Annotated in this window: 12 protein-coding genes; 7 read left to right on the forward strand and 5 right to left on the reverse strand. The window is 67.9% G+C overall.

Annotation, left to right across the window (positions count from 1 at the left end; translation table 11 throughout):
• Positions 1-89: 89 nt before the first annotated feature.
• The 6 genes from bglB (at position 90) to E4191_RS21305 (ending at position 6,778) form a co-directional block, all read left to right on the forward strand.
• Entirely contained in the window at positions 90-1,208 is a 1,119-nt protein-coding gene (gene bglB, locus E4191_RS21280; RefSeq protein ID WP_139616339.1) for a beta-galactosidase BglB, read from the forward strand.
• Positions 1,209-1,247: 39 nt separating this feature from the next.
• A complete protein-coding gene (locus E4191_RS21285; protein WP_228461911.1) occupies positions 1,248-2,222 on the forward strand; it encodes a TRAP transporter substrate-binding protein in 975 nt (324 codons plus the stop codon).
• Positions 2,222-2,734, forward strand: a complete 513-nt coding sequence (locus E4191_RS21290) for a TRAP transporter small permease (RefSeq protein WP_139616340.1) — start codon at positions 2,222-2,224, stop codon at positions 2,732-2,734. Before E4191_RS21285 ends, E4191_RS21290 begins: the two co-directional genes overlap by 1 nt.
• 3 nt (positions 2,735-2,737) lie before the next feature.
• Positions 2,738-4,036: a TRAP transporter large permease gene (locus E4191_RS21295; RefSeq protein WP_135816881.1), complete on the forward strand. Its 1,299-nt coding sequence runs from the start codon at positions 2,738-2,740 to the stop codon at positions 4,034-4,036.
• A gap of 149 nt (positions 4,037-4,185) precedes the next feature.
• Positions 4,186-5,895 carry a catalase gene (locus E4191_RS21300; protein WP_139616341.1) on the forward strand — a complete coding sequence of 570 codons (1,710 nt, stop codon included), beginning with the start codon at positions 4,186-4,188 and terminating at the stop codon, positions 5,893-5,895.
• 127 nt (positions 5,896-6,022) lie between these two features.
• The gene (locus E4191_RS21305; protein ID WP_139616342.1) at positions 6,023-6,778 is read left to right on the forward strand and encodes a DUF2243 domain-containing protein; all 756 of its coding nucleotides are present in this window, start codon (positions 6,023-6,025) and stop codon (positions 6,776-6,778) included.
• Here E4191_RS21305 and E4191_RS21310 read toward each other — a convergent pair.
• From E4191_RS21310 to E4191_RS21320, 3 genes are read right to left on the reverse strand one after another with little or no spacing between them, the layout of a single operon-like run.
• Positions 6,775-8,160 (reverse strand): M20 family metallopeptidase, encoded by a 1,386-nt coding sequence (locus tag E4191_RS21310; protein WP_139616343.1) that lies wholly within the window; start codon positions 8,158-8,160, stop codon positions 6,775-6,777. The two genes, E4191_RS21305 and E4191_RS21310, sit on opposite strands and share 4 nt — an antisense overlap.
• The gene (locus tag E4191_RS21315; RefSeq protein ID WP_139616344.1) at positions 8,157-8,810 is read right to left on the reverse strand and encodes a ceramidase domain-containing protein; all 654 of its coding nucleotides are present in this window, start codon (positions 8,808-8,810) and stop codon (positions 8,157-8,159) included. The genes E4191_RS21310 and E4191_RS21315 overlap by 4 nt, the downstream gene beginning before the upstream one ends.
• A gap of 26 nt (positions 8,811-8,836) precedes the next feature.
• Positions 8,837-9,889 (reverse strand): fatty acid desaturase, encoded by a 1,053-nt coding sequence (locus E4191_RS21320; RefSeq protein WP_139616345.1) that lies wholly within the window; start codon positions 9,887-9,889, stop codon positions 8,837-8,839.
• Between the two features lie 244 nt (positions 9,890-10,133).
• Here E4191_RS21320 and E4191_RS21325 point away from each other — a divergent pair, with 244 nt between their 5' ends.
• On the forward strand, positions 10,134-10,811 hold the full coding sequence (locus tag E4191_RS21325; RefSeq protein WP_139616346.1) for a YciE/YciF ferroxidase family protein: 678 nt from the start codon (positions 10,134-10,136) through the stop codon (positions 10,809-10,811).
• Between the two features lie 58 nt (positions 10,812-10,869).
• On the opposite strand, the gene E4191_RS21330 is transcribed toward E4191_RS21325, so the two are convergent.
• Positions 10,870-12,036: an extracellular catalytic domain type 1 short-chain-length polyhydroxyalkanoate depolymerase gene (locus E4191_RS21330; protein WP_176562844.1), complete on the reverse strand. Its 1,167-nt coding sequence runs from the start codon at positions 12,034-12,036 to the stop codon at positions 10,870-10,872.
• A 1-nt stretch (position 12,037) separates the two neighbouring features.
• Positions 12,038-12,460: a CopG family transcriptional regulator gene (locus tag E4191_RS21335; protein WP_139616348.1), complete on the reverse strand. Its 423-nt coding sequence runs from the start codon at positions 12,458-12,460 to the stop codon at positions 12,038-12,040.
• Positions 12,461-12,592: the final 132 nt, after the last annotated feature.

Below are 12,592 nucleotides of genomic sequence, written 5' to 3' on the forward strand. Positions count from 1 at the left end.
CATGTCAGAAATCTGTTGATTTCCGAAACGGGCTGTGGTTCCTTGAATTCCGGAACGGCGTTCCGAAAATATCAAAGGGAGAGTCGACCATGCATCCGCTGCTGCGCCAGAAAGACCGCTTCATCTCGCGCGCCGAGGTCGGGGGCCTGATCGAGCGTCTGGCCGACAACCTGGTCAACATCACCGACGAGACGGGCGAGTTCCTGCTGCGGCTGGAGGATGGCCGCGTGATCGACACCAAGGGCTGGGCCGGGTGGGAATGGACCCATGGCATCGGGCTTTACGGGCTGCTGCAATACTGGCAGCTGACCGGCAGCGACACCGCCATGGGCATCATCCGCGACTGGTTCGAGGCGCGGCTGTCCGAGGGCACGCCCACCAAAAACATCAACACCGTCGCGCCCTTCTTGACGCTGGCGCATCTGTACGAGCGCGACCGCAATCCGATGTGGCTGCCCTATCTGGATGCCTGGGCCGAATGGGTCATGCACGAGATGCCGCGCACCCGCGAGGGGGGCCTGCAGCACATCGTCTACAACAGCGTGAACGACCAGCAGCTGTGGGACGACACGCTGATGATGTCGGTCATGCCGCTGGCCAAGATCGGGCTGGTCCTGGACCGTCCGCAGTATGTGGACGAGGCCAAGTACCAGTTCCTGCTGCACGCGCAGTATCTGGCCGACACGCGATCGGGCCTGTGGTTCCACGGCTGGACCTTCGAGGGCGATCACAACTTCGCCCGCGCGCTCTGGGCGCGGGGCAACAGCTGGATCACCATCGTCATCCCGGAATTCATCGAGCTGCTGAACCTGCCCGAGGGCGACCCGACGCGCCGCCATCTGCTGTCGCTGTTCACCCGGCAGGCCGCCGCGCTGAAGGCCACGCAGGATGACAGCGGGCTGTGGCATACGCTGCTGGACGACAAGGGCAGCTATCTGGAGACCTCGGCCACCGCCGGCTTCGCCTATGGGCTGCTCAAGGGCGTGCGCCGCCGCTATCTGCCCGCCGATTACGCGCCGGTGGCCGAACGCGCCATCCGGGCGGTGATCGACAACATCTCGCCCGCGGGCGAATTGCAGAACGTGTCCTTCGGCACCGCCATGGGCCACGATCTGGACTATTACCGCCGGATTCCGCAGACCTCGATGCCCTATGGGCAGGCGATGGCGATGCTGGCGCTGGCCGAATATCTGCGCGGCTATATCTGACCGCGCCTGTCCTTGGAGGAGGAGACCCTGATGACCCGCATGATCCCGATGATCCCGATGATCCCGATGACCGCGCTGGCCGTGATGCTGACGACCGCCGCGCAGGCCGAGACGCTGCGTTTCGGCTATGCCCAGAACGCCACCCCCACCGTCGAGGCGATGCAGACCTTCGCCGATCTGGTCAGCGAAAAGACCGGCGGCGAGGTGACCGTGCAGTTCTTTCCCGATGGCCAGCTGGGCGGCGAGCGCGAGATGGTCGAGATGGTGCAGGGCGGCGCGCTGGACGTGACCAAGGTCTCGGGCGGGCTTCTGGAAAGCTTCGCGCCGGTCTATGGCGTCTTTCCGATGCCGTACCTGTTCGACGACCAGGACCATTTCTATGCGGTCATGGATGACGGCGCGATCATGGACCCGATCTATCAGTCGACCGCCGATCTGGGGTTCCTGGGGCTGACCTACTACAATTCGGGGGCGCGCAACTTCTATACCTCAAACACGCCCATCGAAAGCGTCGAGGATCTGGCCGGGCTGAAGATCCGCGTGCTGCAAAGCCCCACGGCGATCCGCATGACCGAACTGCTGGGCGCCACCCCCGTCGCGATGGGGCAGGCCGAGGTCTATACCTCGTTGCAGCAGGGCGTGCTGGACGGGGCCGAGAACAACGAGTTCGCCCTGACCATCGCGCGCCATGCCGAGGTCGCCAAGCATTACAGCTATGACGGGCATACCCGCATTCCCGACATCCTGCTGATCGGCACCGCCACCATGGACCGCCTGTCCGAGGAGCACCGCACCGCCGTCACCGAGGCCGCCGCCGAATCCACTGCCTTCCACAAGACCGTGTGGGACGCCGCCGTCGAGGCCGCCGCCACGGAAGCCGCCCAGCAGTTCGACGTGCAGTTCTACGAGCCCGACCTGGCGCCGTTCCGCGAGGCCGTGGCGCCCATGTATGACGAGCTGGACGCGGGCAATGCCGCCGTCGTGGACCAGATCCGCGCCGCCGGGGGGGCCTGATGGACCGGCTGCGGCGCGGGCTGGACCTTGCCTTGGGCAGCCTGTGCTGCGGCCTTCTGCTGGTGCTGGTGGCAGTCCTGGTCTGGCAGGTCTTCAGCCGCTATGCGTTGAACGCGCCCTCGTCCGTGACCGAGGAGATCCTGCGCTACGGGGTCATCTGGATGTCGCTGCTGGGGGCGGCCTATGCCACCGGGCGCGGCGCCCATATGAGCGTCGACATGCTGCGCGACCGGCTGGCCCCGCGCGGGCGGCTGCGGCTGGACGCGTTGGTCGCGGTGGCCTTCGTGGCCTTCGCGGGCATCGTGCTGATCTGGGGCGGGATGAAGGGCGTCAACATCGCCGCCCGCCAGACCAGCGCGGTCATGCGCATCCCGATGAGCTGGGTCTATCTGTCGCTGCCGGTCAGCGGCGGGCTGATGATCGCCTATGCGCTGCTGAACCTGGGCGATCTGATGCGGGGGCGGACCCGGCATCTGGATTCCGAGACGCAAGCCGAGATGATGGGGGAATAGACCATGGCCGGACCCGCCAGCCTGATCCTGATCTCGGTCTTCGCGGTGCTGACCGCGCTTGGCATCCCGCTGGCGCTGTCGATCACGGCGGCGGCCATCGCGGCGGTGCTGCTGGTCCTGCCCTTCGATATGGCGCTGTTCACGGCGGCGCAGAAGATGCTGGCCAGCCTCGACAGCTTCACCCTGCTGGCGGTGCCCTTCTTCATCCTGTCGGGCGTCATCATGAATTCGGGCGGCATCGCCATCCGTCTGGTGGATTTCGCCAAGCTGATCGCGGGGCGCATCCCGGGATCGCTGGCCCAGACCAACATCGCGGGCAACATGCTGTTCGGCGCGATCTCGGGCTCGGCCATCGCGGCCTCCACCTCCATCGGCGGCGTCATGGTGCCCATGCAGAAGCGCGAGGGCTATGACCCGGGCTTCGCGGCCGCCGTCAACATCGCATCCGCGCCCACGGGCATGCTGATCCCGCCCTCGACCGCCTTCATCATCTATTCGCTGGTGGCGGGGGGCGCGTCGATCAGCGCGCTCTTCATGGGCGGGGCGGTGGCGGGCGCGCTGTGGGGGGTCGGCATGATGATCCTGACCGGGATCATCGCGCGGCGGCGCGGCTGGCCGGTGGCCAAGGGCATCAGCGCGCGCGACGCGGTGGGCGTGGTGGGCCGCGCGATCCCCAGCCTGATGCTGATCGTGCTGATCATCGGCGGCATCATGGCGGGCATCGTCACGGCCGTCGAGGCGTCGGGCATCGCCGTCATCTACACCATGCTTCTGGCCTTCGTGATCCACCGCACCGTGCCCTTGCGTGCGCTGCCGGGCTTCCTGATCGAGACGGTGCAGATGACCGGGGCGATCATGCTGCTGCTGGCGGCCTCGGCGGCGCTCAGCTTCGCGATGGCCTTCACGGGGATCCCGGCGGCGGTCACCTCGATCATCCTGGCGATCTCCGAGGATCCGGTGATGGTCATGCTGATCATCAACGTGCTGCTGCTGGTGGTGGGCTGCTTCATGGACATGGGCCCGGCCATCCTGATCTTCACGCCGATCCTGCTGCCCATCGCGCAGAAGGTCGGATACGACCCGGTGCATTTCGGGGTCATCATGATCTTCAACCTGGCCATCGGCACGATCACGCCCCCGGTGGGGACGGGCCTCTTCGTGGGCGCGAACGTGGCCCGCGTGAAGGTCGAGACCGCCGTCCGCGCGCTTGGCCCGTTCTACCTGCTGCTGCTGGCGATCCTGCTGGTCGTGACCTATGTGCCGGCGCTGACCATGTGGCTGCCGCGCCATTTCGGGCTGTGACGCAGCGGGACTGTCCGCAGGCGACGTGAAACATAATCACGTCTCGCGGGTTGGGCGGGTCGAACACGGGATCGGCGGGCACCTGCGCGCCGTCCCCTGCGGCGCCCGGACGGGCGCCCGGAGCCGACCCTGCACAAGGATGCATTTCCATGACAGATCATGACAACCAAGGCACCCGCCCCGCCGCCCGCAGCGATGGCACGCTGACCAACCGCCAAGGCCACGCCGTGTCCGACAACCAGTCGCAGCGCACCGTGGGCAGCCGCGGTCCCGCCACGCTGGAGAACTATCAGTTCCTTGAGAAGATCTCGCATTTCGACCGCGAGCGGATCCCGGAGCGGGTCGTCCATGCGCGCGGCTTCGTCTGCTATGGCGAGTTCGAGGCGACCGGCATGATCGGCGACGAGCCCGCCAGCACCTATACCCGCGCCAAGCTGTTCCAGGAGAAGGGCAAGAAGACGCCCCTGGCGATCCGCTTCTCGACCGTGATCGGCGGGCGGGATTCGTCCGAGACCGCGCGCGATCCGCGCGGCTTCGCGGTCAAGTTCTATACCGAGGACGGCAACTGGGATCTGGTCGGCAACAACCTGGCGGTCTTCTTCATCCGCGACGCGATCAAGTTTCCCGACGTGATCCACTCGCTCAAGCCCGATCCGGTGACCTTCCGCCAGGAACCGAACCGCATCTTCGACTTCATGAGCCAGACGCCCGAGGCGATGCACATGCTGACGCATCTGTTCAGCCCGCGCGGCATCCCGGCCAGCTATCGCCACATGGAGGGGTTCGGCGTGAACACCTACAAGATGGTGAATGCGGCGGGCGATCCGGTGCTGGTCAAGTACCACTTCCACCCGCGCCAGGGCGTGGCCTGCCTGACCGGCGAGGAAGCCGCCAAGGTGCAGGGGCAGGATCTTGGCTCGGCCTCCAAGGACCTGTTCACCGCGATCGAGATGGGCAACTTCCCGCAATGGGACATGTTCGTGCAGGTCATGGACGATCACGACCATCCCGAGCTGGACTGGGATCCGCTGGACGACACCAAGATCTGGCCCGAGGACGATTTTCCGCTGCGCCATGTCGGCACGATGACCCTGAACCGCAACGTGCAGGACTTCTTCAACGAGAACGAGCAGATCGCCATGGGCACGGGCGTGCTGGTGGACGGTCTGGACTTCTCGGACGACAAGATGCTGGTGGGGCGGACGTTCTCCTATTCCGACACGCAGCGCCACCGGGTCGGCACGAACTATCTGCAGCTGCCGGTGAACCAGCCCAAGGGCGCGGCGGTGGCCACGAACCAGTCGGGCGGGCAGATGTCCTTCTATCGCGACTCCGCTCCCGGGCAGAACCCGTCGGTCAACTACGAGCCGTCGATCCATGACGGGTTGCGCGAGGCGCCGCGCCAGCCTTCGACCAGCCCCGAGATCACCGGACGCCTGACCCGCAGCGTCATCGAGCGCCGCAACGACTATGTGCAGGCGCGCGCCCGCTATTGCACCATGATGGACTGGGAGCGCGACGATCTGGTCAAGACCATGGGCGAGCTGCTGGCGCAATGCGAGGCCGATGTGCAGCAGCGCATGGTCTGGCATTTCCTGATGGTCCATGACGATTACGGCACCCGCGTGGGCGCGGCGATCGGCCTGTCCGTCGCGGATGTCCGCGGCATGGCCCCGCTGGACGGTCAGGTGCTGACCGACGAGGACCAGCGCCGGCTGCAGAAGCTGGGCGCCAACGGCGACGCCATCGACGGCGCGCCTTGGGGCCAATGGACCGGCTCGGTCGAGAACCGGCAGGCCAAGGCCGACGAGGTGCTGGCCGGATCGCTGCCCGAGACCCACAAGATCGCCGCGCAGTAAGCCGCAACTGACTGGTGTGACCTTGGCGCCTGTCCCCGGAAGGGGGCAGGCGCCTTGCCATGCGGGAACATCGCCACGGCGGGGCGGTTGACGATGTGCGGCACGACGCCGCGCGGGGGGCAGGCGCATGGGATCATCGAGCAGGGGACTGGCGGCGGGCACCTTGGGCGTCGCGCTTGGCGGCTTCTTCGACGGCATCCTGCTGCACCAGATCCTGCAATGGCACCATCTGCTGAGCCTCGTGCCCGGGATGGACGACCTGCGCGGCCAGGTGCTGTGGGACGGCTATTTCCACGCGGGCATGTATCTGCTGGCGCTGATCGGGCTGGTCGCCATCTGGCGGGGCCGGGCGCGGATCGGGCAGGACACGCGGGCGCGGTTGTGGGCGCCGATCGTGATGGGCTTCGGCGCGTGGCACGTGCTGGACACGATCCTGTCGCATTGGCTGCTGGGGATCCACCGGGTCAAGCTGGATGCGACATATCCGCTGGCTTGGGATCTGGGATGGCTTCTGGCCTTCGGGCTGCTGCCGGTGCTGGCCGGGCTCCGCGTGGCCCGGAGGGGCGGGGGCGGCAGCGGAAGGCTGCCCGCGGGGACATGGGCCGCGCTGGTCCTGCTGACCGGGGGCCTCGGGGCTTGGGGGCTGGTGCCGCCACCGGGGATGCCGCTGACGGCGGTGGTCTTTCGCGCCGGCGTGACCGAGGACCAGATGCAGGCGCGGTTGGCCGAGGCGGGGGCCGAGGTCGTCTGGCAGGACGGCGCGGGCGGCATCGCCATCGTCGCGCTGCCTGGCGGGCAGGGCTGGCGCCTCTATGGTCAGGGCGCGCTGCTGGTCGCCGGATCGGGGCTGCCGGCGGGCTGCTTTTCCTGGACCGAGGCCTAGGCCGGGCCGCCCGTCTCGGCAATGTCCCAGTAGAGGCCGGTCATCGCGATCAGCGCCTGGCGTGACAGGGGCATCAGGACGTGTTCGTCCGGGGCATGCTGGCTGCAGCCCGCATAGGAATGCGGCACCCAGAGGGTCGGCAGGCCCAGCACCTCGGCAAAGCAGTCATTGGGCAGCGAGCCACCCAGGTTCGGCAGCAGATGCGGCGCCTCGCCGGTCGTGCGCTGCAGCGAGGCCGCGGCAAAGCGCACCCAAGGGTGGTCGGGGTCCAGGCGGGTGGCGGGAAAGGATCCGTTCTCGGGCGCGGTGATCGTCACGCCCTGGAAGCCGTGACGGTCCAGATGGCGGCGCAGCGCGGGCAGGATGTCGCCGGGATCGGTGCCCACCACGAAGCGCAGCTGGCAGGTCGCCCGCGCCCATCCGGCGATGGCGTTCAGGGGCGCCTCGGGGATGCCCGCGACCATCGCCAGCACCGCGAAGCTGTTCCAGCCGAAGACACGCTCGGCTAGGGTCTGGTCCTCCTCGCCCCACTCGGCGTCCAGCGGGATGCCGGTATCGGGATCGGGCAGGGCGGCCAGCACCTGGCGGATGCGCGGCGTCAGGCTGTCGGGGCGCCATTCCGGCACCGTGATCCGCCCGCGCCGGTCGGTGATGCACGCCAGCGCATGGGCCAGGATGATCGCCGGATCGGCCAGAAGCCCGCCGAAATTGCCGGAATGGTTGGCGCCCTCGCGCAGGTCCACCCGCAGATCGAAGCTGGCCCCGCCGCGCGATCCGGTGAAGATCGTGGGCCGCGCGGGCGACAGGCGCGGCCCATCCGAGGCGATCAGCACATCCGCCGCCAGCCGGTCGCGATGCGCCTCGCAGAAGGCCCGCAGTCCCGGAGAGCCGATCTCTTCGCCGGTCTCGATCAACACCTTGGCGTTGAAGCCCAAGGCCCCGCGCGCCGCGATCACCGCGCCCATCGCGCGCAGGTTGATCAGGTGCTGCGCCTTGTTGTCGGCGCTGCCGCGACCGTACAGCCGGTCGCCCTTGGCCGTCAGCACGAAGGGCTCAAGGCCTGCCCGCCAGCGATCCTCCTGCGCGCGGACCACGTCGCCATGGCCATAGGTCAGGACGGTGGGCAGGGCGGGATCCTCGATCCGCTCGGCCACCAGCAGGGGACCCGCGCCGGGCACGGGGTTGTCGAGGACCTCGCAGGAAAAGCCCATCGCCTGCAGCATCGGCGTCATCGCCTCGGTCAGGTAGGCGCGCAGATGCGGGGCGCCGCGCGGGTCCTGGCTTTCGGTCGGGCGGGCGACCAGGGCCGCCAGATCGCTGCGGAACCCGCCCGCGTCGGCATAGGCGGCGATGTGGTCCAAGGCGGCGGCGCGGTCGGTCACGGGGCGGTCCTTTCGCGGTGGCGGCGCCAGACCTCGATCATCCAGCCCAGCATGACGGCGTTCAGGATGTGCCACATCGGGTGGGTGCCAAGCGGGAAGACCTCGCAGAGCGGCTGGTCCAGCGTGCGGAAGGTCAGCGAGACGACCAGCACCCCCGCCCCGATCGCCAGCCCCCGCGCGGTGGCGGGATCGCGGTGGCGCAGGATCAGCGCATAAATGGCGATCAGCAGCGGCACCGGCGCATAGCCCGCCGAGGACCCCAGGCCCGGCACCATCGAGAAGACCGGCACCGTCAGCGCCGCATAGGGCAGGAAGGCCAGTGTCGCCAGCCCCGCGACCCAAGGCCGGGCGCCCAGGAAATCGCGCGTCGCGGCAAAGACATAGAGCAGGATGAAGCCCAGGATCGGCAGCACGTCCATCAGCGAGGTCAGGCCGTTTGCATGGGTGTGAAACAGCCAGGAGCCGATGCCGATGACGAACAGCACCCCGGCCAGCGCCCGCCCCATTGCCATGCCCGGCCCGCGCAGGCGGCGGGCCATGATCAGCGCGGCGATGAGGAAGGCGAGGTTGGTCAGCGCGTTGACCGGCTCGGACCAGTAGTCCGGGCCGGTGCGCTCGCAATAGGCGTCGATGGGGGCCAGCCAGTCCATCGCGTCACGGCCCTCCGATCAGGTCGTCAGGCCGCGCCGGGCGTGCCATAGCGCGTGCGCGCCTCGCGGAAGGACATCAGGCGGCCCAGCTTCTCGTCCCACAGGTGCAGGTTGACCGAGCGCAGGCTTTCGCCAAGCGTCAGCCGCTGCGCCTGCGCCAGCTCGGCATGGTCGCGCAGGATCTCGGGCAGGCGATAGAAGGGGATGCGGCTGTAGAGGTGGTGGACGTGATGCACGCCGATATTGGCCGTCAGCCAGCGCAGGGGCTGGGGCAGGATGTAATGCGACGACCCGGCCAGGGCGGCGTGATGCAGCTGCCAGTCGGGGGGCTGGGCCCAATGCGTCTCCTCGAACTGGTGCTGGACGTAAAAGAGCCAGACCCCAAGCGTGCCCGCCACGACCGTGGTCGGCAGGAAGATCAGCAGCACGGGCGCGGGCCCTGCCAGCCAGATCATGATGCCCAGGATCACCGCCAGCGCCAGATTGGTGCCGAGCGCCGAGGCCCAGAAGCGCCATCCCGCCCGCATCAGCCCCAAGGGCAGGCGGTTCTGCAGCAGGAAGAGGTAGCTGGGGCCCAGCACGAACAGCACGAGCGGGTGGCGATAGAGCCGATAGAGGAAGCGCCCCCACCGGCTGCGGCTGCGATATTCCTCGACCGTCAGGGTCATGACGTCGCCGATGCCCCGCTCGTCCAGATTGCCGTGCTGGGCGTGGTGCAGCGAATGGGTGCGCCGCCAGACGTCGTAGGGGGTCAGCGTCAGCACGCCCAGGCCCCGCCCGATCCAGTCCTGGACCTGGCGGCTCTTGAAGAATGAGGCATGCCCGCAATCGTGCTGGATGCAGAAGATCCGCACCAAAAACAGCCCGTTCACCATGGCGATGGCCACGGCCAGCAGCCAGCTGTAGGACAATGTGGCCCAAGCCAGCGCCCAGAGCGCCAAGAAGGGGAGAATCGTCACCACCAGCTCGAACACGCTGCGGAAGGTGGACGGTTCGCGGTATTTTGCCAGGATCTGCACCCATTCCTTGGCCTGGCGGGGCGCGGCCGGTTGGGAGGCAGCCTGGTTCGGATTCGTCATGTTCAGCGCCTTATGCCTTTCCAGAGCCGGAAGACGATGGTTAGCACGGATTGCCCGGTGCCGACTATGGCCCGTTTGATGCAGCAGTGTCGCGGGGTCCATCCTCACGCAGGTGTCATCGCTTCCGGTCCGAAGATCTGACCGATCAGGTCCGCTTTTGTCAACGGAACATCCGGGCGCTTTCGCGGTTCTTGGGAAACTGAACGATCCAGGCAATTTTGCCGCGACACAGTGAGACAGTATCATGGCCACAACAGCCGACGACACGAAGACCAAGACCGCCACCCGCAAGAGCGCCCGCGCCTCGGGTGCCAAATCGACCAAGGCCACCCCCGAGGCCCGCAAGAAGCGGTCCCAATCGGTGGCCAGCAAGTCCAAGGCCAGCAAGACCGCCCAGAAGGCGCAGTCGAACGGCAAGGGCCTGGCGGACCTGTTCGAGCATGCGCTGGCGGACATCTATTACGCCGAGAAGAAGATCTACAAGTCGCTGCCCAAGATGATCAAGGCGGCCGACCATCCCGACCTGATCGCCGCGCTGACCCAGCACCGCGAGGAGACCGCCGACCAGATCGAGAAGCTGGAGCAGATCTTCGCGCTGCTGGACCAGCGCCCCCGGGCCGAGAAATGCGACGCCATCGACGGCATCCTGGAGGAGGGCGACGGCCTTCTGGAGGATTTCGGCGACAGCATGGCGGCGGATGCGGCGATCATCTTCAGCTGCCAGGCGGTCGAGCATTACGAGATCACCCGATACGGCTCGATGGCGGCCTTTGCGGATGCGCTTGGCATGGACGAGGCCAAGGCGCTGCTGGACGAGATCCTGGCCCAGGAAAGCGCCACCGACACCAAGCTGAGCGCGCTGGCCGAGGATTCGGTCAACGATGCCGCCGCCGATTACGACGAGGACAGCGAAGCCGCCTGATCGCGGTTCGCATCGTCCAATCAGGAAGGGGGCCCCGGCAAGGGGCCCCCTTTTCGCATCAGTCCAGGAAGAACTTGAGCATCGCCTGCGTGGCCGAGGGGCCGGTCGCGGTGTGGCTGCCCTGCGGGTTGCCGCCCGACCAGGCGTGGCCCAGCCCCTCGACACGCCAGCTTTCGATGCGCAGTTCGCCTGTCGCATTGCGATAGCGGCCGATCTGGACGTTGCGGCCGTCCAGCTTGGCGTCGGCGGCGCGGCGCTGCAGACCCTCCTGCCGGTGCAGGGCCTGGGACAGGACCGCATCGCCGTTGCGCGGCGAGACCGTCCCGTCGGTCGATCCGTGCAGCACGAAGAGGCGGCACCCCACCCCGGTGCCCCGGTCCGACCCGCCCTGCGACATCGCCTGGAAGGCGCCCGACATGTCGCGGGCCGCGCCGTTGGGCAGGCCCGAATGGCAGGCGACCGCGCCGAAATCATCGGCGAAGACCGCGCCCAGGGTCACGGCCATCGCGCCCCCGGCCGACAGGCCCGCCGCAAAGCGCAGATCGGGCGGCACCGCGAATTCATGCGCGATGGTGCGGGTCAGGTCGGCCAAGAAGGCGGCCTCGCCGCTGTCCGTGCCGCCGTGGCGGGCCTCGAACCAGTTCCAGCAGCGGTTCATGTTGGCCTGCGACGGCTGCTTGGGAGCGATCACGATGACGCGGTGCTGCTCGGCGGCCTCGAGGATGCCGGTGCCGCGCGCGAAGTCGTCGGGATCCTGCGTGCAGCCGTGCAGCAGCAGCAGCAGGCCCGCGGCAGGCTCGCCCGCCAGCGAGGCAGGGACATAGAGGCGCAGGTCGCGGGTCTCGCCCGCCGCCTGATGGCGCCGCCAGGTCCATTCGGCGCCCTCGGGCAGGACGGGGGCGGGGCCCGAGGCGCGGGCGCCCGGCAGGCCGGCACCGAAGCCGCCGGTCAGGCCGCCAGAGAGGCCGCCCGCCAGACCACCGGGCAAGCCGCCCGTGAGCCCGCCGCCGCCCATGCCGGGCAGGCGCAGGTTGCTCAGCAAAGCCTGCATGTCGGGCAGGTCGGGGGCGCTTGCACCCGCACCGGCACCGGGTGCCGCATCGGGCGCCGCGCCGATCCCGCCCGAGCCGAGGCCCGTCTGGATCATCTGTGTCGCCTCGGACAGTTGGCCCGCACGCATCAGGCGGGTGATCTCGGCCATGTTCATCTGGATCGGTTTGGTCATCTTACAGTCCTTTTTTCGGGCGGCAGGCGTCGAGGGCCGACTTGACCCCCGCATCCGCCTGAAGGGTTCCCAGAACCTCGATGGTCCTGATCGTTTGGGTGACGAGGTCGGCGGGAATGTCGCGGGCGAATCGGGCCAGCCCGATCACCCGCAGGTCCAGCATCTGGTTGGCGGCCTTCAGGCCCTGCAACTCGGCCAGGGTGACGTCGCGCAGGCCCATGACGAAGTCGTCGCGGATGATGGTGGGGGCCACCGCCGTGTCGTGGCGGTCCAGCTGTGCGCGGATCGCGGTGCGGATCAGGTCGCTGCGGCTGGCATAGAACCCCTCGCGCACCAGAAGGTCGATCCGTCCCAGATCGACGAAGCCCAGGTTGATGGTGATCTTTTCGGTGTCCGCGCTGCGGGCCGGTGATGGTGATGCCATGTCATGTTCCTCTGTCTACCATCCATATGGATGTCTGACGGAGGGTTTGCGACTTGATCTTTGTCAATTCGGACGGAAATCGTCACAACGCCGCGACGCCCCGCAAGCGGGGGGGAACCAGCGGGTCCGTCA

It is taken from the genome of Paracoccus liaowanqingii, assembly GCF_004683865.2.
Classification (GTDB): domain Bacteria; phylum Pseudomonadota; class Alphaproteobacteria; order Rhodobacterales; family Rhodobacteraceae; genus Paracoccus; species Paracoccus liaowanqingii.